This is a genomic window from Clostridium sp. BSD2780061688st1 H5 (assembly GCF_005845155.1).
Classification (GTDB): Bacteria; Bacillota; Clostridia; order Lachnospirales; family Lachnospiraceae; genus Claveliimonas; species Claveliimonas intestinigallinarum.
Window position 1 is genome coordinate 41,135 of sequence record NZ_SPGT01000004.1, and the last position, 18,080, is coordinate 59,214.

The 18,080-nt window shown below is 55.4% G+C and carries 21 protein-coding genes and 1 pseudogene; 1 reads left to right on the forward strand and 21 read right to left on the reverse strand.

The window, feature by feature from the left end:
• Positions 1 to 46 precede the first annotated feature (46 nt).
• The 11 genes from FGQ86_RS03810 to FGQ86_RS03860 form a co-directional block, all read right to left on the reverse strand.
• Positions 47 to 607, reverse strand: a complete 561-nt coding sequence (locus FGQ86_RS03810) for a 5-formyltetrahydrofolate cyclo-ligase (protein WP_033124886.1) — start codon at positions 605 to 607, stop codon at positions 47 to 49.
• Positions 585 to 806 carry a DUF896 domain-containing protein gene (locus tag FGQ86_RS03815; protein ID WP_033124885.1) on the reverse strand — a complete coding sequence of 74 codons (222 nt, stop codon included), beginning with the start codon at positions 804 to 806 and terminating at the stop codon, positions 585 to 587. Before FGQ86_RS03815 ends, FGQ86_RS03810 begins: the two co-directional genes overlap by 23 nt.
• Positions 807 to 928: 122 nt before the next feature.
• Positions 929 to 1,333, reverse strand: a complete 405-nt coding sequence (locus tag FGQ86_RS03820) for a hypothetical protein (RefSeq protein ID WP_033124884.1) — start codon at positions 1,331 to 1,333, stop codon at positions 929 to 931.
• Positions 1,334 to 1,391: 58 nt separating this feature from the next.
• Positions 1,392 to 3,053: a polysaccharide biosynthesis protein gene (locus tag FGQ86_RS03825; RefSeq protein ID WP_138303043.1), complete on the reverse strand. Its 1,662-nt coding sequence runs from the start codon at positions 3,051 to 3,053 to the stop codon at positions 1,392 to 1,394.
• A 21-nt stretch (positions 3,054 to 3,074) separates the two neighbouring features.
• A complete protein-coding gene (gene ybeY / locus FGQ86_RS03830; protein WP_033124882.1) occupies positions 3,075 to 3,569 on the reverse strand; it encodes an rRNA maturation RNase YbeY in 495 nt (164 codons plus the stop codon).
• Positions 3,570 to 4,568, reverse strand: a complete 999-nt coding sequence (locus FGQ86_RS03835) for a PhoH family protein (protein WP_033124881.1) — start codon at positions 4,566 to 4,568, stop codon at positions 3,570 to 3,572.
• Positions 4,555 to 5,862 (reverse strand): sporulation protein YqfD, encoded by a 1,308-nt coding sequence (locus tag FGQ86_RS03840; RefSeq protein ID WP_242842806.1) that lies wholly within the window; start codon positions 5,860 to 5,862, stop codon positions 4,555 to 4,557. Before FGQ86_RS03840 ends, FGQ86_RS03835 begins: the two co-directional genes overlap by 14 nt.
• 13 nt (positions 5,863 to 5,875) lie before the next feature.
• Entirely contained in the window at positions 5,876 to 6,163 is a 288-nt protein-coding gene (locus FGQ86_RS03845) for a YabP/YqfC family sporulation protein (RefSeq protein WP_052083894.1), read from the reverse strand.
• A gap of 67 nt (positions 6,164 to 6,230) precedes the next feature.
• Positions 6,231 to 6,833 (reverse strand): flavin reductase, encoded by a 603-nt coding sequence (locus tag FGQ86_RS03850; RefSeq protein ID WP_033124880.1) that lies wholly within the window; start codon positions 6,831 to 6,833, stop codon positions 6,231 to 6,233.
• A gap of 48 nt (positions 6,834 to 6,881) precedes the next feature.
• Positions 6,882 to 7,475 carry an HD domain-containing protein gene (locus tag FGQ86_RS03855; RefSeq protein ID WP_033124879.1) on the reverse strand — a complete coding sequence of 198 codons (594 nt, stop codon included), beginning with the start codon at positions 7,473 to 7,475 and terminating at the stop codon, positions 6,882 to 6,884.
• Positions 7,476 to 7,571: 96 nt separating this feature from the next.
• Entirely contained in the window at positions 7,572 to 8,135 is a 564-nt protein-coding gene (locus FGQ86_RS03860; RefSeq protein WP_138303044.1) for a DUF4854 domain-containing protein, read from the reverse strand.
• A 156-nt stretch (positions 8,136 to 8,291) separates the two neighbouring features.
• On the opposite strand from FGQ86_RS03860, the gene FGQ86_RS03865 reads away from it, so the two are divergent.
• Positions 8,292 to 9,620 (forward strand): MATE family efflux transporter, encoded by a 1,329-nt coding sequence (locus tag FGQ86_RS03865; RefSeq protein WP_033124877.1) that lies wholly within the window; start codon positions 8,292 to 8,294, stop codon positions 9,618 to 9,620.
• Here FGQ86_RS03865 and FGQ86_RS03870 read toward each other — a convergent pair.
• The 10 genes and pseudogenes from FGQ86_RS03870 to FGQ86_RS03915 form a co-directional block, all read right to left on the reverse strand.
• Positions 9,590 to 11,647, reverse strand: a complete 2,058-nt coding sequence (locus FGQ86_RS03870; protein WP_138303045.1) for a UvrD-helicase domain-containing protein — start codon at positions 11,645 to 11,647, stop codon at positions 9,590 to 9,592. The genes FGQ86_RS03865 and FGQ86_RS03870 overlap by 31 nt on opposite strands.
• On the reverse strand, positions 11,647 to 12,246 hold the full coding sequence (locus tag FGQ86_RS03875) for an HD domain-containing protein (protein ID WP_033124875.1): 600 nt from the start codon (positions 12,244 to 12,246) through the stop codon (positions 11,647 to 11,649). Before FGQ86_RS03875 ends, FGQ86_RS03870 begins: the two co-directional genes overlap by 1 nt.
• Before the next feature lie 334 nt (positions 12,247 to 12,580).
• Positions 12,581 to 12,724, reverse strand: coding sequence for a hypothetical protein (locus FGQ86_RS03880; RefSeq protein WP_205147606.1), 144 nt, complete (start codon positions 12,722 to 12,724; stop codon positions 12,581 to 12,583).
• 24 nt (positions 12,725 to 12,748) lie between these two features.
• Positions 12,749 to 13,192: a pyridoxamine 5'-phosphate oxidase family protein gene (locus FGQ86_RS03885; RefSeq protein WP_205155594.1), complete on the reverse strand. Its 444-nt coding sequence runs from the start codon at positions 13,190 to 13,192 to the stop codon at positions 12,749 to 12,751.
• Complete coding sequence (locus FGQ86_RS03890) at positions 13,189 to 13,626, reverse strand: GNAT family N-acetyltransferase (RefSeq protein WP_138303046.1); 438 nt, start codon at positions 13,624 to 13,626, stop codon at positions 13,189 to 13,191. The genes FGQ86_RS03885 and FGQ86_RS03890 overlap by 4 nt, the downstream gene beginning before the upstream one ends.
• Positions 13,627 to 13,767: 141 nt before the next feature.
• Positions 13,768 to 14,928 (reverse strand): iron-containing alcohol dehydrogenase, encoded by a 1,161-nt coding sequence (locus FGQ86_RS03895; RefSeq protein ID WP_033124929.1) that lies wholly within the window; start codon positions 14,926 to 14,928, stop codon positions 13,768 to 13,770.
• A gap of 174 nt (positions 14,929 to 15,102) precedes the next feature.
• Positions 15,103 to 15,480 carry a DUF5655 domain-containing protein gene (locus tag FGQ86_RS03900; RefSeq protein ID WP_033124873.1) on the reverse strand — a complete coding sequence of 126 codons (378 nt, stop codon included), beginning with the start codon at positions 15,478 to 15,480 and terminating at the stop codon, positions 15,103 to 15,105.
• 15 nt (positions 15,481 to 15,495) lie between these two features.
• Positions 15,496 to 16,512 carry an aldo/keto reductase gene (locus FGQ86_RS03905; protein ID WP_138303047.1) on the reverse strand — a complete coding sequence of 339 codons (1,017 nt, stop codon included), beginning with the start codon at positions 16,510 to 16,512 and terminating at the stop codon, positions 15,496 to 15,498.
• A 79-nt stretch (positions 16,513 to 16,591) separates the two neighbouring features.
• Positions 16,592 to 17,245: pseudogene (locus FGQ86_RS03910) on the reverse strand (formate/nitrite transporter family protein); the annotation flags it as partial.
• 36 nt (positions 17,246 to 17,281) lie between these two features.
• Complete coding sequence (locus FGQ86_RS03915; RefSeq protein ID WP_138303049.1) at positions 17,282 to 18,013, reverse strand: HAD family hydrolase; 732 nt, start codon at positions 18,011 to 18,013, stop codon at positions 17,282 to 17,284.
• Between the last annotated feature and the right edge of the window lie 67 nt (positions 18,014 to 18,080).

Below are 18,080 nucleotides of genomic sequence, written 5' to 3' on the forward strand. Positions count from 1 at the left end.
ACAATCATATTTCTGTACAGTCTGTCCGCTCTCTTACCCGCCTCTTTTATCTGACCTCCACAGTCCGCCTGTCGGTGACGATCACCTGGGCCCGCCTGTCGTGCGGCTCGTGGGGGATCTCCTCAAGCACCTGAAAGTCAAAGGCCAGGGCCATAGTCAGAAGCCCCGGATGGGCCTCCAGATACCTGTCGTAGTAGCCCTTCCCATAGCCGATCCTGTGACCCCTCAGGTCAAAGGCGCTGCCCGGAAGGATCACCAGGCCGTCCCGGCCATCCGCCACCTTGCATCTCTCCGGGTCCGGCTCCCTGACGCCGAAATTACCGGGGGCCGTCTCCTCCAGGGAGCGGATGTAGAAAAAGTCCATCTCCTCCCCGCAGGTCCTGGGGACAGCCACCGCCTTTCCCAGCTCCCAGGCCCTCTCCATAATAGCCCTCGTCCCTGTCTCTCCCCGGAAATCCACATAGCAGTAGATGGTCTTCGCCGCCTGAAACCAGGGATGGGACACGGCCCTCCGGAAGGCCGCCTGCGTCCTCTCCTGCCACTCCTGCCCATCCAGCTTCTCCCGCAGTCCCAGGAGCCGCCGCCTAATTTCCTTTTTTCCGTCCATACTTTTTCCCCAGGTCCGTGATGGAACCGTCCTTTTCCTGTATGGAAATATTGTTGAGCTGTCCCCGCAGGTTCTCCCGCACGGACGCGATGTACTCCTGCCGCAGGAGCTGCTGCTCCTTCTTCTCCGCGTCAGTGAGCCCCTCCGCCTTGGACTTGTGGTAGAGCTCGTTGATTCTTTTTATCTTTTTTTCATCCATTTCTTTTTCCTCTGATTTCTTCCTCTGTATGTTCTTAGAATTCGAAGGCCCGCGTCCCTGTCTGAAGCAGCCTTTGACCGAAATCGCTCTCAGCCGGAGCCGCTCTTCTGCGGGAATAGTCCCTAGCTGGAGTAGCTCTCAAGGAAGCTGTACAGGAGCTCCGTGCTCTCGATGTATTTTCCGTTCTTGATCTCATTCTGCAAAGTGGCGGGAAGGGAGGACACCTCAATGCTTGTGTAGTCGTAGGCTGTCTTCTTGTCGCTCAGGAATACCACCACATACCCGTTGACCTCCATCAGATAGTAGGCGTCCTCTGTGGCAGCGTCTCCCTTGACCGCATCCCCCTCCGTGGTCACGGCCTGTCCGCTCTGCCCTTCCTCCGTCTTCTCTTCCTCCTGCCCGGAGAGGGCCACCTCTTCCCGGGCCCGCTCCACCGCCCTCTCGTAAGTGAAATGATAAGCGGCGGCCAGCACAATGAAGGCCGCCAGGGCGGCAGTGAAAAAACCGATACTCAACTTTTTCTTCATAAGGACAACTCCTTTTTTTAGTAAAGTATCGGCATATTTTCCACAATTTATACACAGCCTAGCGGTATCTGCCCCTGATCAGATGCAGCTTCCTGCAGACGGTGACAAGGGTGGCTCCCTTGGGGGCAGCAAGCAGCTCCTCCTCTGTAATGCCTCCCAGCCCCACCAGGCTGATGCCGTAGACGGCCACAGCCGCGATCACTGCCAGCACTGTGGCCGGCATCTCGCCGATGAACAGCACCCCGAGCAGGTGTACAAGGAGAGAGACGATACTCATGATCACAGCCGCGATGGCCGGGATCACAAAGGTCTGCTTCTGCTCCTGCACGTACCCGCAGGTCTCCCGCAGGTCGTGGGCGTTCAGGATACAGATGGACGCCGCGAATATGATCTTGCTGACCGGGATAGAGTAGATCCCCCACTTAAAGACAACAAGCATAATAAACAGGGCAGCCACGTGGATCACAAGGGAAATGGCCGCGTTCTTCACAGGCTTCCCCATCTCGTCCAGTCCCTGCAATGCCGCGTTGGTCACTGTGGACAGACAGAAGAATACCACGGAAATGCCGCCGATCCGCAGCATCAGAGCCGGGATGGCATTGTCCTGTGTAAAGTACAAAAGATCCAGAAGGGGCCCTGCCAGAGCGATAAAACCGGCTGCGCAGGGAATGGCGATCATCATGTTGAATCGGGACACCATGTTGATCTTGCTGTGGATCTGCCTGCGGTTCCCGGTCTGGATGGTGGCCACCAGGCTGGGGATAAAGGATGACGCCAGGGCGCTGGACACGCTTAGGGGGATGTTGGTCATAGTGTCATACTGGCCGTTCAGCATGCCCAGGAGGGAGGAGTACTCTCTCTCCGCCATCCCCTGAGCGGACATGATATTGGAAAACATGGTCTGGTCCACAATGTTGCTGATATTGTAGACTGTGGCGCTCAGGATGACAGGCGCGATGGTAAAGAGCAGCACCTTGTACACCTGCCCCCGGCTCTCCAGCCGTCTGGTCCTGTCCCGCCTCATCTGCCTTTTCAGCCTTGTCTTGTAGGCCGCAAACACAAACACCAGGAAGAGAAGCGCTGTCAGCGCGCCGATGACCGTACCCAGCGTTCCGCCGGCAGCCGCAAAGGCAGCGCCGTACATCTCCTTGTCCTCGCCGCTTGCCATGGCCCGCCCTGTCTGCATCAGAAGGTAGGCTCCCACAACGCTGACAATGGCATTGATGAGCTGCTCAATGACCTGGGAGACCGCTGTCGGTATCATGGTCCCGTAGCCCTGGAAAAACCCCCGCAGGACTCCCAGGAACGCTACGATCAGGATACAGGGCGCCAGCACCCGCAGGGCGTAGACGCTCATGCCCATCTTCAGTATATCTGTGGAGATAAAGCCGGCGCCGAAGAACACGATGGCTGTCACCACGCCCCCGGCCACCAGGGCAAACACCATGGCCCCCTGGAACACCCGGTAGGCGTTCTTGTACTGTCCTGTAGCCACCCTGGCTGACACCAGCTTGGACACCGCCATGGGAAGGCTGTAGGACGTGAGCATCAGAGCCAGGCTGTACACCTGGAAGACGACGCCGTAGTAGCCGTTTCCCTCGCTGCCCATGATATTGGTCAGGGGGATGCGGTAGGCGAGCCCCACCACCTTTGTGATCATGGCAGCGGCGGCCAGAATGGTCCCCTGGGCCAGAAAATTGGTTCCTTTTTTCTTAGACATAATATTGCTCCATATCTTTTCTTATCGTAAAATCTGGAGTTGTTCCAGTATCTCCCTCTGCTTCTTTTCCATAACGAGGCGCTCATCCTCCCCGATATGGTCATATCCTGTTAAGTGTAACACAGAATGGGCGATTAAGAAAGCAAATTCTCTTTCGGCCGAATGGCCGTAGGCCTGCGCCTGCTCCAGCACCTTGTCTTTGGAGATCACGATATCCCCCAGCACAAGCTCCCCGCTCTCCGGGTCAAAGCAGTCCTCCCTCTCCTCCAGAAAATCAAAATTTCCCGGCTCCCCATACTCCACCATGGGGAAGGAGAGCACGTCCGTGGGCCTGTCAATCCCCCGGAACTGCAGGTTCATCTCATGGATCTGCTCATTTGTGGTAAGGAGCAGGTTCACCTGAGCCTCATAGGGGCAGCCCACATAGTCCAGGGCCGCATCGATAACCCTCTTTGCCAGTTCTTCACAGGGAAGGGGCAGCTGCAGTGCCCCCTCCTCCTCAAAATACAGTGACATCTATTTTCTCCTTCTGTCTCTTCCTCTGTTTTTCTTTGACTCCGCCTTTGACTCATACTCCTCGTAGGCCTTGACGATCCTCTGTACAAGGGGATGGCGCACCACGTCCCTGCTGGTCAGATGGCAGATGCTGATGTCGTCAATATTCTTCACTACATTGACGGCCACGTCCAGCCCCGACGTCTGTCCGGAGGGAAGATCCTTCTGAGTGGCGTCCCCGGTGATGACCACCTTTGAGCCAAAGCCAATGCGGGTCAGGAACATCTTCATCTGGGCCGGCGTGGTGTTCTGGGCCTCATCCAGTATGATAAAGGCATTGTCCAGGGTCCGTCCTCTCATGTAGGCGAGAGGCGCCACCTCGATGAGCCCCTTCTCTGAATTTTTCAGGAAGCTCTCCGCCCCCATGATCTGGTACAGGGCATCGTAGAGCGGCCGCAGGTAGGGGTCGATCTTGCTCTGCAGGTCACCGGGCAGAAAGCCCAGCTTCTCTCCCGCCTCGATGGCCGGCCGGGTCAGAATGATCCTGCCCACCTCATTATTTTTAAATGCCGTAATAGCCATGGCCATGGCCAGATAGGTCTTTCCTGTTCCCGCAGGCCCCAGCCCGAAGACGATCATCTTCTGGCGGATGGCATCCACATATTTTTTCTGGCCCAGGGTCTTGGGCTTGATGGGCTTGCCCTGGAGGGTGTGGCAGATCATGTCCTTGTCAATCTCCAGCACCCGGTCCTCCTGGTCCTCCATAGAGAGGGAGAGCGTGTAGTCCACGTTCTGTTCCCGGATCTCATTGCCCCTCCTTGCAAGCTCTGTCAGCTGCATGAGAACACTTTTGGCCTTATTGGCCTGCCCCTCCTCTCCCAGTATCTTCACCGTATCTCCCCGGGGGATCAGCGTCACCCGGAGAGTGCGCTCTATCTTTTTTGCAAAGCTGTCAAACTGGCCGAACACATGCATCTGGTATTCAGCCGGAATATCGATGGTCAGTTCATTCATTCCCATTCGTCTGGTCTTCCCTTTCTGTCTGGTCTGCCACCTGGGGATCAGGCAGGATCCGGGTGGGGACTTCCCCCGCCACAGGCCCCCTCACAGTCAGTGTACCCCTGGCACAGGCCGCATTTTGCTCTGTGTATATTTTAACATCATTCTCTGTAATTTCCAGTCCCTTTTTTTTCAGCTCCCGGCAGGCCCGCTCAAAGCGTCTGCTGAGGATCTGCTGAAGCTGGCTGTCCGTGTAGCTCTCCGAGGCGACCTGACAGGGCACTGCGGTCCTCTTGCCAATGAACACGGGCAGGGAAAAATTTTCTCCCAGGATAAGCTGTCTCTCCTCCACATGGTACTCATACTCCCGGTAGCTGTTTTTCAGCCATCCGAGGGTAAAGGTCCAGCTCCCGGCCTGAAGGAAATACTCCTCCTGCATCCTGATATTCCCTTTGTCGTACTCGTAGGTGCGCTCTTTGTACTCCCTTGCCACAGTGTCCTCGTAGGGCATCTGGTATTCCCCTGTAATGTCCGCCTGGGCCTGACAGTACCTGTACCCGGTCACCTCCCCCGCATCGTCCTTCAGATCCACCCTGCCGCTCACGAGGATATCCCCCTTCTTCACCTGATCCCCCTCATGGACAAGGGGCGTCCCCTTTCTGGTGACTATGGACAGGATGGTGCAGTCCTCCTGCGCCGCCAGGTCCGTCCCCTCTTCCCCCTGCCCTGCCCCTCCCGCGTCCTGCAGATTCCCCTGGGTCTTTGCGGACAGGTGATTGTTCTCCTTGACCTGGATCACCAGCTTTGTCCCCTGCACAGAGGCGGAGACCCACACAATATCGCTGTAGGCTGCCCGCAGGTCGCGGGCGATCTCCTCGCAGTCCACGCTCCCCGCGGTCATCCCGCAGTGAATGTCCTCAGCCCGCAGGAACGCAAGGAGCGCTTCATCCGTCCTCCTGGAATTGCCCCGGATATCGATCTCCCATATGAAGAGGGAGAGGACGTACACCAGAGCCGCCGCAAAAAAGGCGCCTGCGAAGAAGAGCTTCCGCTTGCGGTATCTGTGTAAAAAAAAAGGAAGGCCATACCGCCTCTTGACCCTCACCTTTGTCCCTGTCTTCCTCGCAAGCGCCTTAATTCTTCTGAAATCCTTCAGCGCCATGTACATCTCGTAGGCTCCCCCGGCGGACCGAAGGCCCCACAGGGCGATCCCCCGATGGCTGCAGGCGTTGAGGAAGCGCTCCGGCGAGTATCCCTCCACACGTATCAGAAGGTATCCCTTTATATATCGGATCATGGACCTGATCAACTGCACATCCTCCCATCTGTCATTTATATTCAATACTGCTGATCAGCCCGGTGATCTTCATCTCTGTGTTCGTGTAATACTCTATGGACAGCCGCTTCCCGGTCAGCCGGATCTGGCCGCTCCTCGTGTTGATACGGATCAGCTCCTGGGTGTACTCCTGTATGCCCCGGTAATTTTCCACCCGAATCTCCTGCCTTCCCGTGGCAGTCAGGACCGGAAGGGACAAAAGCAGCTCCCTGGGCACCCCCGCCGCATCCGCTATGCGGCTGCGAAGCAGCATATCCTCATCCTTTTGCTCTCTTTTCATGCCGAAATGCCCCACATAGCTTTATACCTAGTCTATGCGGGGCATTTCTCCTCTATGCGCTCTCCGGTCAGATCTTCTCAAAATCCGCTGCCCCGTGCTTGCAGACAGGACAGATGAAGTCAGCGGGCAGCTCCTCTCCCTCGTAGATGTAGCCGCAGATCTTACATCTCCAGCCTGTCTTCTTCTCCTTTGCAGGGGCGGGCTTGATACTGGAGTGGTAGTAAGCGTAGGTAGCTGAAGCCGCGCCATCCAGCACCTCCCCGTCTGTCACGTCCGCCAGGAACAGAGTGTGGGTGCCCAGATCCATAGTGTCCACCACCTTTGCGGAAAGGTAGGCGTTGGTCCCCTCTGTGATGTAGTACAGCCCGTTGGCGGAGCGCTCTGCCGCAGCGTAGTCTGCGAACTTGTCCACGTCTCTTCCGCTCTGGAAGCCGAAATGCTTAAAGGTGTCAAAGGACGCCTTCTCAGACAGGATAGACACATTGAACACACCGGTGCGCAGGATCATATCATGAGTGTAGTTTCCCTTGTTCACAGTCAGCGTGATCCGATTTGGCGTGTCTGTTACCTGCCCCGCTGTGTTGGTGATGCAGCCGTTGTCCTTCTCCCCCTCCTTTGCGGTCACTACAAAAAGCCCGTAGCTCAGTTTAAACATTGCAGTCATATCCATCTTCCTTTTCCTCCTACTACTGTTCTATCTTTTATTTTTTGCAAATGACTATTCCCGTATGCGTCCCTTTTCCACATTGGGATCGATCCAGTTTTTCCTTGCGTACTCCCAGAGCTCCTCCGAGCCGGCGTGGGTGTTTCTGTTCCTTCCCAGGATCTGAGACAGCTCCACCTGGTGCTCCACCCAGGCCTTTCCGTCTGTGGCGGCGTTGAGCATCATGGGCTGTAGGTTGTCCATACAGCGGGCAAACCTGGCCTCCGGCGTCTCGCATGCCTCGAATTCCTCCCACAGCGCCTTCAGCCTCTCCCCCTGGTCAGAGGGCAGCAGCCCGTAGATCCTCTCCGCGGCCTTCCGCTCCCTGTCCTTCTGGGTCTTTTTCGCCTCCTCATCGTAGGCGTAGGTGTCCCCCGCGTCAATCTCCACAATATCGTGGATGAGAAGCATGGTGACTGTTTTGAGCACATCGATCCTCTCGTTGGCGTACTCCGAGAGGAGGATTGTCATGACGGCCATGTGCCAGGCGTGCTCCGCGTCATTCTCCTTTCTCTTTCCGTCCGACAGATAGGTCTGTCTCCCGATCAATTTTTCCCGGTCTATCTCCCGGATAAAAGAGAACTGCTTCTCTATTCGTTCCTGATCCATGGCAGTCATCCTTCCTTTTTGTCATTTTGTCTTATCGCCGCCGGGCGCCGCGGCCTGCTGTCACTGGGCGTCTTCCTGTAACGGGTTCCACAGCTGTCACTGGGCGTCCTGCCGGGCCGGGTATTCCCGTGCCGCGATCTGGGCCCCGTTCATATCCAGATACCGCACCACTACTGTGGGCTGTTCCACGCCCACCACATCCGTCAGGGAGTCCGCCACAGACTGAAACGCCTCATCCTGCTGATCCATCGCCTGCTCCATCAGAGGCTTCATCTCCTCTGTCATAGCCAGAGTCGTGTAGGTGTACTCGTAGATCAGGCGGTTGCCCTCGCCTTTGAGCGCAAAGTCGATCTCATCCGTCCTGATATCTTCAAGCGTGCTGTTCAGGATGTTCTGCATCAGATCTGAGGCCACATACTCCTCCATGCTGTCGTAGAGATAATAGGGCTCCTGCTCTGCCGCCTCCTGCGCTTCCTCTGCCGCTCTTTCGGCCTCCCGGGCCGCCTTTCGCTCTTCCTCCTCCAGGCGCTTTTCCTCCTGCGCCCGGGCCTGCTCCCTCTCCCGGTCGGCTTTTTCCCCGGCCCCGCAGCCCGCGGAGGAGAAGGCCAGCGCAAGGGCCAGCAGACTGCACAGGAGTCTTCCCGTAATCTTCCTCCTCATAAAGATATTTGTATTCATCTTATAGCAGAAGGGAAATATTGTCAATAAACGGTGTGTTTTTGCTGTAATATTCGGAATTTTTCTCCGTTCTTTCCATTTCAGTATGTATATGATAGACTATTCGGTGACATTCTTAAACAGAGAGGTTATTTGAACATGAACACAAACGAATTTATAGCAAGACCGGTCCGGGAGCTCTTTTTTCACTACCTTGTCCCGGCCATCTGCGGCACCATGGTCACATCCATCTATGTGCTGGCAGACACCATTATCATAGGAAAACGGCTGGGGGAGACAGCCCTCGCGGCCCTCAACATCGCCCTCCCCATCTACAATGTATTTTTCGGCCTGGGCCTTCTGTCCGGGGTGGGTGGGTCTGTCCTCATGTCCATCTGTCGCGGGAAGGGCCGAAGGGAGGAGGGGAACGCCTGCTTTACCGCTGCCCTGCTCCTGAACATAGTCCTGTTCCTTGTCTGCCTCGTCCTGTGTACGGCCTTTATGGAGGACCTGGCCCTGTTCCTGGGCGGCACGGAGGAGACTATGCCCTACATCATGGACTATATTCCCTACATCATCTGGGGCATGGGCACCTACTTCTTCTCCGCCTTTCTCCAGACCTTCATCCGGAACGACGGAGCGCCCAGGCTGGCCATGTGCGGCGTCATCGCAGGCGGCGTGACAAACATTATCCTGGACATTGTCTTCGTCTTTCCCCTGGATATGGGAATGGCGGGAGCCGCTCTGGCCACTGTCACCGGCTCCACGCTGACGGTGCTCATCCTGTGCACACATTTTTTCACAAAGAAAAATCAGCTCAGGTTCACCCTGAAGGGCTTTCGCCCGGTCTTCATGGGCAGGATCTTTGCAAACGGCTTTACCAGCTTCGTCATTGAGGCGGCCTCAGGGTTCACCATTTTCTTCTTCAACCTGCAGCTCATCCGGTATCTGGGCAACACAGGCGTCACGGTATACGGCATCATCAGCAACACAGCCCTGGTAGTGATCTGCCTGTGCAAGGGCATCGAGCAGGCGGCCCAGCCCATCCTGTCCATCAACCACGGGGCGGGCCTTGTGGAGCGTATACAGAAGGTACAGTCCCTGTCCCTGCGCACCTCCCTTGTGATCTGCGCCATCCCTGTGGTCCTGGGGCTTGCCGTGCCGAACCTTTTCACCTACATTTTCCTGAACCCGAGCCGGGAGATCCTGACTCTGGCGGCCCCGGCCGTGCGCATCTATTTTACCGGCTTTCTGTTTCTGGGAGTCAACATGGTGTTCATCTGCTACTTCCAGTCCGTGGCAAAGGCAGGGCGTTCCCTTCTCCTCTGCCTCCTGAGAGGGTGCATCCTGGTCATCGCCTTTGCCTACATCCTGCCCCTCTTTCTGGGCAGCACAGGCATCTGGCTGGCCTTCCCGGCCGCGGAGCTTGTCACCATGGCAGTGGGCATCTGCATCTATCAAAAGGAGCTGTCTTCTTCAAACATATAGAGTTCATGGAGAGCCCGGGTGGCGCAGATATACTTTGCCTGCCCAAGAAGAGGGTTCTCCTTCTTTTTGTCCCACACAGTGAACACCTGATCAAACTCCAGCCCCTTGGCCAGGTAGAAGGTAGTCACTGTCAGCCCCGGCTTAAAGGAGCTGCTGTCCCTGTCAATGTAGGACACGGAAAGTCCCCTCTTTTTCAGAAGCTGGCTGATCTCCCATGCCTCCTCCTCAGTCATGGCCAGCACGGCGGCCGTCTCAAAGCCGTCCTCTCCCTGGAGGCGCAGATTGTCCTCCACACCTGCGAGGAGCTGATCCAGATCCTCAAAGGATGCCTCCACCACCTCTTTTCCATGTCTCTCCAGCAGTCCGGGCACCTGGCTTCCGTTGAGCCGGGCCGCGTAGGAGGCGATCTCCACTGTGTTCCGGTAGCTCTTGTCCATGACGATCTTCCTCACCTTTCTCCCGAACACCTTCGGCAGAAAGGGAAGGACATCCTGCACATGGTCGTCCATAGTCTGGAATTTGTCCCCCAGTATGGTCATGCTGCAGGAGAAGAGCTCCGCCAGGATCAGGTACTGGATGTAAGAATAGTCCTGCATCTCGTCTATGACAAGATGCTTCACCCGCCTGTGGGCCCCTCTGCCAAGAAGCCTGTATTTGAGATACAGCATGGGGAACACGTCCTCATACTCCAGCACTCTCTTTTCACAGGGCACGTCCGCCAGGAGGGGATAGCCGCAGTCCTCCATGAGCCAGTTGTAAATCCTGTAGATGTCCTTTGTCACATACATGCGGTCGAATTTTTCCTGGACATACTCCCTCTCCTCATCGGAGAGATCCCTGTCCCTGAGGGTCTCGAACTCGTCCACAAAGTATTCCATCACTGCGTCCATCCGCTTCAGGAGAGGAATGTCCTGGAATTTAAAATAAAACAGCTGGATGAGCTCATTTTCCGTCTTCTTCAGTCCCTTGAACTCAATGTCCTTAAAGTCCAGCAGGCTGTCCTCCAGAATGGCGAGAAACCCCTCCATCTGGGCAGCCATCACCTCCGACTGCTTCTCTTTGTAGATCCGCTCCCTCTCCTCATCCGGAAACTTCATGACCCGCTCCAGGTGATGCCACCGGTCCTCGCAGTCAGCGGCTGTACCCTTCAGCTCCTTGTAGGCAAACAGGTCAAAGCTCATCTCCTGCACCGGCTCCTCCCCCAGCTCCGGCAGGATGTGGGAGATATAGTCCGCAAAGACGCTGTTAGGCGACAGGATCAGCACGTCCGATGATTTCAGATTGTCCCTGTCATGATACAGAAGGTAGGCGATCCGGTGGAGTGCCACAGATGTCTTGCCGCTCCCCGCCACGCCCTGGATGGCCAGGATCTTATCCTCCGTGTTGCGGATAATAGCGTTCTGCTCCCGCTGGATCGTGCTGACAATATTTTTCAGCTTCACATCCCCGTTTGTTCCCAACTCCGCCTTCAGTATCTCGTCGTCTATCTTTGTATCGCTCTCAAAGGCGTAAATAAGCTTTCCCTTCCGGATCTTGTACTGCTTTTTCGCGGTGATCTCGCCCTCCATGACGCCGGCCGGCGCCTGGTAGGAGGCAGGCCCCCTGTCATAATCATAGAAAAGGCCGCTGACCGGCGCCCTCCAGTCGTAGATGAGAGGGGTCATGCCCGTGTCCTCGGCAAAGTTTCCTATCCCAATGTAGAAGATCTCCGCCTCGTCCTCGCCCTCGTAGACAAAATCCACTCTCCCGAAAAAGGGGGAGTCCTGCATCCTCCGGAACCGTCTTCTCTTGAGGAGAAGCTCATTGTTGGCGTTGGTCTGGTTCAGGAGGGCCTGCTGGTTATCATAGTCCTCATACCCATACTGGTCCATCTCCGTGTAGTTTTCCCAGTAGTAGTCGTGCATACTCTCAATATCTTTCTGTCCGGCCAGAATGGACTGATCCAGCTTCTCTATTCTGTTTTTCAGCTTTTGCGTAACTTCCTCAAGAAAAGAAATGCCTTCTGTGTATTGTTCGTTTCTGTTCATTACTCCTCTTCTCCGTTAATAGCTGTCATCTCCTCCTGTATCTCCTTCTCGCATGACTTCATGGCCAGGAGCGTCTTCTCAAACAGTTCATTCAGCTCCCACCCGAGCATCTGCGCCCCTTTCCGTATGATATCCCTGGAGCAGCCGGCAGCAAACCGCTTGTCTTTAAACTTCTTTTTTACGCTGGACACCTCCATGTCCGACACACTCTTTGAGGGGCGCATCAGGGCCGCCGCCCAGATCAGTCCCGTCAGCTCATCCGCCGCAAAGAGAACCTTCTCCATCTCGCAGGAGGGCTCCTCGTCCGAGCAGATGCCGTAGCCGTGGGAGCACACAGAGTGGATCATATCCTCCCCCACTCCGGCCTTTCGCAGAAGCTCCGGCGCCTTCTGGCAGTGCTCCTCCGGGTAGAGCTCAAAGTCGATATCGTGGAGAAGCCCTGTGATCCCCCAGTACTCCTCCTCATCGCCGTATCCCAGCTCCCGGGCGTACCAGCGCATCACCTTCTCCACTGTCAGACCGTGCTGAATGTGGAAGGGTTCCTTGTTATATGTCCTCAGAAGCTCCAGCGCTTCCTCTCTTGTCAGATTGCTCTTCATTTGTTCTAGCCTGCCTTTCTTCCATGTAGTCTGGTAAGTTTAAATGTTATTATACCAGATGCCGCCGCTGGTATCCAGATGTATATTATACTCTACATTTATATTGTGCAGGATTTATCCCGCTGGTTATAAGACTTATAATTCATTTTCCGAATTGCCGGTATACCTAACACTCTCAAGGATCGGCACGCACAGCGATCTGTTTTGAGAGCCAAAAAAGGTTGTCCTCAACCAGATGGACAACCTTTCATCTTTTGTAAATGCTGATTTTTACTTTTTACATATGCTTTTGGGGGACAAAAGAAAGCTTTAAATCCATCCCCATGCCATCAGCTCATTCTTTTTGCGTTAGATTTTGTGATGTTCTCGCTTCTACAATCGCTCGAATAATGTCAAATTCAGGCTGTAATGCATCATACTCTTTTCGAAATTCATCCTCTTTTAATTGTTCATTCAAAAAGTCTTTAAATTCGCTCATTACAACGATTCCTTTCCAGAAATTCTAATCGGTATTGCTTTGCCAATCTGAAACCTCAAAATCCTCCGACTTCATATTGCTGTAATAGCGCCCCTTCTCCGCCGTAAATTTAAGCACGCAGTAGTCCGGGTCTGTCACGCCCTCCTTGTAGAACAGCGTGTCTCCCTCCTGCCAGAGCCGCTCCTTCACCTCCGGATCCTCCAGCACCTCCACTGCGCCGGACAGGCTGACGCCCCTGAAATAGCGCCTGTCCATAAAGTAGAGGCTGGCTTTCGGGTTATCCCGGAAGCATTTCACCTTGTTGGAGGATGTGTTGGTGGAAAACCAGAAGATCCTGATGCCCTCCCTCTGCCTTGGCTTCAGCATGGCCTTTGTCACCGGAAATCCCTCACTGTCTATGTAGCTTATAAAGCAGTTTCCCGCCCTGTCCGCCATATTTCCTATCGTCTTTTGGGCATCTCTCATCATCTTCCCTCTCCTTTCCACTCCATCTCATACTCTTTTTCTCCGGTCCCCTCATCCAGCCCTTCCTGCCGGATGCGGAACCCGTTTCTCAGATAAAACCTCACGGCCCGCTCATTTTTCTGGTATACCCGGAGGGTGAGAGCGCCGCGGCCCTTCTTTGCGAAATCCAGGAGGGCGGCGCCGATACCGGCTGACCGCTTCTCACCCCGCACAAAGAGCCCCTCTATATAGTCCCCGCTAAGACCGATAAATCCGTCCGGGCGGCCTGCCTCTTCCTCCTCGTACACGTAGAGGTCAGCTCCCGGCAGCAGGTCTCTTACAAGCTCCTGGTTGTCCTTCCAGTACCGCTCCGTGATAAAGCTGTGGGCCTGCAGGTTGCCCTCCAGCCAGAGCCCCATGACCGTCTCCAGATCCCTCTCTTCAAATTTTCTGATCATCCTCTCCTCTTGCACCCCTTCCGCAATCAAAAAAAATCCTCTCTGACACCGTATTATACTGCATCAGAGAGGATTACTCAACCATACTGCCTTATCTATACTTTCTTTATCTATGCTGTCTTTTTCCGGGCCGCTCTATCCTTACAGCGCTTCCCGGTAGATCTGGGCTACTTCCTCCTCCGTGAACACCTTGGGGTGGTTCTGGAGTCCGGCCGCGGAGACCTTGAAAGCGTTCTTTGTCATCCACTCCACATCCTCCGGAAGGACGCCCTCCGCCGAGAGAGTTGTCCGAAGATCCAGGCTGTCCAGGAGCGCCTCGATGACAGCCACGCAGTCCTTCTCATCCGCGCCTCCCAGACATTTTGAGATGACGGCAAATGTCTCCGGAGCCGCCTCTACGGTGCGCCTGTAGATGACCGGAGTGAGGGCTGCCAGGCCCCTGCCGTGGGTGATGTTGCGCATGCCGCTGGCCGGATGCTCCAGCCCGTGGGGCGCAGTCACCCCGGCCTGGTTAATGACCATGCCGCCGTATGTGCTGGCCAGGCAGACAGCGCTCCAGGCATCCATGTCCATGGCAGCTGGGTCTGTGAGCCCTTTTTTCTTCTCCTCATAGATTTTCACCAGATTTCCGCCGATGAGGCGGATGCCCTCCAGAGCCATGATCTCCGTGATCGGGTCACAGATTTTGCTCATATAGGCCTCCATGCAGTGGCAAAGGGCGTCAAATCCAACGGACGCCAGGACATGAGCCGGCATGGTGGTCATCAGCTCCGGGTCAACGATGGACGCCCTAGCGATGACCGCGTTGTCCCGCAAAGATTTTTTGTCCCTTGTCTCGTCCTCTGTGAGCACGGCAAAGCAGTTGCCCTCGCTGCCTGTCCCGCAGGTGGTGGGCACAAGGACAAGAGGCAGTGCGCCGGCGCCTTTCTTCACCCCATAGATATAGTCGAAGATCGGTCCCTCATTGCAGGCCGCAAAGGCCACCGCCTTGCTGCAGTCCATGATGCTTCCCCCTCCAAGACCCACGATCACATCGCAGCCCTTCTCCCTGGCGATGGCGGCGCCTCGCATAGCGGTGGATGCAAGGGGATTGGGCTCCGCCTCGTCAAAGACAGTCACCTCCATCCCCTCTTTTTCCAGCAGCGCTTTCGCCCGGTCCAGGAGCCCGGATCTCTTTGTGCTGCCTCTCCCCGTCACGATCATGGCCTTTCGCCCGTATTTCGCGGCCTCCTCTCCCAGTACTTCGGTCTTCCCGGCTCCGAAGATCAGATTGACCGGGAGATAATGGCTGAATATTGTCATCATGATAGCTCTCCATCCTTTCTCTGTTCCATTCTAAACAAATGCGGAAGCAAAAAGGGAGCTGTGATCTCATCTCACAGCTCCCTTGCCATATTTCCGTATTCATTTCCCAACGAGCCTATTATGATAGTTTTTCTTCCATCTGTCAAGACTCCGTCCAAAAAATCTTTCCTGTCACTTCGCCGCTGAGAAGGCGGCCGCCTCCTCCACCCAGCCGAGCAGCTCCTCATCAATCTCCTCCTCCCGGGACACAAGGACATGGTGGGTCCACCGGTTGGGATAGGGCTCGGTGGCGATGTCGATGCGGGGCGACTCCTTTTTGCAGGCCAGCCCAAAGGTAATTACAATATAGACCGGCGGCCGCTCCTTCGCCTTTCTCACCTTCGCGAAGGAGACGCAGGCAAAGACATGTCTGTTGGTGTAGGTGATCTGAGTCTTCTGCACCTTGATGCGCACGTTCTCTACCCGGGAGAGAACCTCTTTCTCGAACTTCACATACAGAGGCAAAGCCTCCGGCATCTGCTCAAAAAACTGCAGCACTCTGTCATCCATCTTCCCGGCTCCTCTTTATTTCAGAAAGGTCTTGTAGTCCTCGTAATTCTTTGCCAGCAGATCCGGCGTATTCAGGCCGTAGGGACATTTGCTCATGCAATGGCCGCAGTGGAGACAGTTCTCAATCTTCTTCATCTTCTCCTGCCACTCCTTGGAGAGCCATCCCTCCTGGGGCGCCCGGCGGAGCATCAGGCTCATCCTGGCACAATTGTTGATCTCAATGCCCGCGGGACAGGGCATGCAGTAGCCACAGCCTCTGCAGAAATCACCGGAGAGCTGCTTCTTGTCCTTCTCGATCTCTGCGAGGAGGTTCCCGTCAAGCGCAGGCGGACAGACCTGATAGGAGAGAAATTCATCCAGCTCCGACTCCCTCTGCACGCCCCAGATAGGAGCCACGTGGGCGAACTGCGGCTGGGCCATAAAGGCGTAGGCGCAGGCTGAATTGTGGATCAGTCCCCCTGCCAGCCCTTTCATGGCGATAAATCCCATATCCGCCGCCTTACACTCCTCTACGATCTCCAGGTCTGTATCTGACGCCAGATAGGAGAAGGGGAACTGCAATGTCTCATAGAGGCCGGACTGGATCGCCTCCTTCGCCACAGCGATCCTGTGGTTTGTGATGCCGATGTGGCGGATCTTTCCCTGCTTTTTTGCCTCCAGAGCCGCATCGTAAAGCCCGGACTCATCTCCCGGCTTCGGGCAGAAGGCCGGGTTGTGGAACTGGTAGATGTCTATGTAGTCTGTCTTCAGCTTTGTAAGGCTCTCCTCCAGATCCTTCCACATATCCTCTGCCGTCTGGGCAGCAGTCTTCGTGCTGATGACGATTTTGTCCCTTGTGTACTCAAAGGCAGCGCCCAGCTTCTCCTCGCTGTCCGAGTAGGCCCTGGCGGTATCAAAATAGTTGATCCCGTTGTAAAATGCCTTCTGCAGGAGATAGACAGCCTCCTTCTTCATGATGCGCTGGATGGGCAGGGCCCCAAATCCGTTCTTGTTGACCTCGATCCCGGTCTTTCCTAAAATCACTTTGTCCATGCTTTGTTTCCTCCGTTTCTATTTGTACTTTTTGTGTTTTCCATTGCTTCTGTTCGCTTATGCTGCCTGCTCATTTACCCTATGCACCGGTAGCACTCTTCTTTTTATCCAGACTGCGCACAGCCCAGGCGATGAACATGCCCCCGGCCAGATTGCCCGCCGAGACAAAGGCCAGCACCTTCAAAGCCTCCAGCGCGCTGATCCCGAACTGGAGCCAGCAGCAGGACAGGTAAAACATATCCGCCACGATATGCTCAAACCCGCAGAACACAAAGGCGGTGATAAAGAGCCACACATAGAAGATCTGGGCAAAGGAGCCGTTTTCATACCTGGCGCCGATAAGCACTGCAAAGGCCACAAAGAACCCGCAGAACACAGCCAGGATAAAGAGGCTCAAAGGAGCGTCCTGAAGCTTCGTCTCACCGATCCTGGCCAGAGGCTCCCGGATCGTCTCCTTAAATCTTGTCCCCTGCACAGCGGCCGCCGCGATCAGCGTCCCTATGCCGTTGCCCGCCCAGGCCACCGCTACATCGCTCCAATGATATCTTCTGTCATACACCATCAGCGGGCACACCCTTGTCACAAGCATGTTGTGGAGGTTGAGCACAAGGAGAATTCCCACCGCAAAAAACAGGCTTCCCACCAATGTGTTGGGGATTGCGAGATAGGTCATGGCTCCCATGGAAATAAACACACCGGCCATAACGCTGCTCATCCATTTTTCTTTCATGTCATTTTCCTCTTCTGTTCTTTTTTTCTGGTATCTCTTCTATCCAAGGAGGATATCCCTGAGCTTTTTCATGTCCATCCTCTCCAGGACGTGATCCGCCGCGGGGAATGGCTCCTCTGGTGAAATCTCTGTCCGCACGTAGACCGTGGCAAGCCCGGCCCTCTTCGCTCCCTCGATGTCGCACAGGCCGTCATTTCCCGTCATGACCGCCGTCTTCCTGGGAATGGCAAAGGCTGTGAGGAGGGACTCGTAAAAGGCCAGGTCCGGCTTCTTGCAGCCCTGCTCCGAGGAAATGAAAATGCCGTCAAAATACGGAGTGATCCCCAGAGCGTTCATCTCATACTCTGTGAATATTTTCTGGGCATTGGACAAAAGGTAAAGCTTTTTCCCCTTCTCCCGCAGGGCCTGGAGCATCTCCTTCGTCCCCTCGTAGAGCCTCAGATAGTCTATGGAGAGGATGCGGAAAAACTGACCCGCGTGCCGCACCAGAGGCTCGTCTGCCTCTGCCCCCTTCTCCAGGAAAAGCGACCGGAAGACGTCCTCGATCTGTATCTCCGGAAACGCCTCATGGGCGTCCCTCCTGACTCCTCTCTTGCCGGCGCTTTGCTCCTCTGTCAGCCGCCGGTAGGCCGCTCTAAGCTCCCCCGGCGTGTAGGCTGCGCCGTAAAAGGCGTAAAACAGAGCCAGTCTCTCCCACAGCTCCTCCTTTTCTTCGTCTGTGTGTATGTCCACAAGCGTGCCGTACAGGTCAAAAATACAGGTCTCGTACATTCCCGGCCTCCTTTCATTTTATCTTTTTTATTATACCCTCAATCCAGAGGATAGACAATATCTCTTT

Excerpts from the sequence above, each read along its gene's own strand:
- FGQ86_RS03810 (WP_033124886.1), bottom strand. The coding sequence starts at position 607 with ATGGACGGAAAAAAGGAAATTAGGCGGCGGCTCCTGGGACTGCGGGAG.
- FGQ86_RS03815 (WP_033124885.1), bottom strand. The coding sequence starts at position 806 with ATGGATGAAAAAAAGATAAAAAGAATCAACGAGCTCTACCACAAGTCC.
- FGQ86_RS03820 (WP_033124884.1), bottom strand. The coding sequence starts at position 1,333 with ATGAAGAAAAAGTTGAGTATCGGTTTTTTCACTGCCGCCCTGGCGGCC.
- FGQ86_RS03825 (WP_138303043.1), bottom strand. The coding sequence starts at position 3,053 with ATGTCTAAGAAAAAAGGAACCAATTTTCTGGCCCAGGGGACCATTCTG.
- ybeY (WP_033124882.1), bottom strand. The coding sequence starts at position 3,569 with ATGTCACTGTATTTTGAGGAGGAGGGGGCACTGCAGCTGCCCCTTCCC.
- FGQ86_RS03835 (WP_033124881.1), bottom strand. The coding sequence starts at position 4,568 with ATGGGAATGAATGAACTGACCATCGATATTCCGGCTGAATACCAGATG.
- FGQ86_RS03845 (WP_052083894.1), bottom strand. The coding sequence starts at position 6,163 with ATGAAAAGAGAGCAAAAGGATGAGGATATGCTGCTTCGCAGCCGCATA.
- FGQ86_RS03850 (WP_033124880.1), bottom strand. The coding sequence starts at position 6,833 with ATGGATATGACTGCAATGTTTAAACTGAGCTACGGGCTTTTTGTAGTG.
- FGQ86_RS03855 (WP_033124879.1), bottom strand. The coding sequence starts at position 7,475 with ATGGATCAGGAACGAATAGAGAAGCAGTTCTCTTTTATCCGGGAGATA.
- FGQ86_RS03860 (WP_138303044.1), bottom strand. The coding sequence starts at position 8,135 with ATGAGGAGGAAGATTACGGGAAGACTCCTGTGCAGTCTGCTGGCCCTT.
- FGQ86_RS03865 (WP_033124877.1), top strand. The coding sequence starts at position 8,292 with ATGAACACAAACGAATTTATAGCAAGACCGGTCCGGGAGCTCTTTTTT.
- FGQ86_RS03870 (WP_138303045.1), bottom strand. The coding sequence starts at position 11,647 with ATGAACAGAAACGAACAATACACAGAAGGCATTTCTTTTCTTGAGGAA.
- FGQ86_RS03875 (WP_033124875.1), bottom strand. The coding sequence starts at position 12,246 with ATGAAGAGCAATCTGACAAGAGAGGAAGCGCTGGAGCTTCTGAGGACA.
- FGQ86_RS03880 (WP_205147606.1), bottom strand. The coding sequence starts at position 12,724 with ATGAGCGAATTTAAAGACTTTTTGAATGAACAATTAAAAGAGGATGAA.
- FGQ86_RS03885 (WP_205155594.1), bottom strand. The coding sequence starts at position 13,192 with ATGATGAGAGATGCCCAAAAGACGATAGGAAATATGGCGGACAGGGCG.
- FGQ86_RS03890 (WP_138303046.1), bottom strand. The coding sequence starts at position 13,626 with ATGATCAGAAAATTTGAAGAGAGGGATCTGGAGACGGTCATGGGGCTC.
- FGQ86_RS03895 (WP_033124929.1), bottom strand. The coding sequence starts at position 14,928 with ATGACAATATTCAGCCATTATCTCCCGGTCAATCTGATCTTCGGAGCC.
- FGQ86_RS03900 (WP_033124873.1), bottom strand. The coding sequence starts at position 15,480 with ATGGATGACAGAGTGCTGCAGTTTTTTGAGCAGATGCCGGAGGCTTTG.
- FGQ86_RS03905 (WP_138303047.1), bottom strand. The coding sequence starts at position 16,512 with ATGGACAAAGTGATTTTAGGAAAGACCGGGATCGAGGTCAACAAGAAC.
- FGQ86_RS03915 (WP_138303049.1), bottom strand. The coding sequence starts at position 18,013 with ATGTACGAGACCTGTATTTTTGACCTGTACGGCACGCTTGTGGACATA.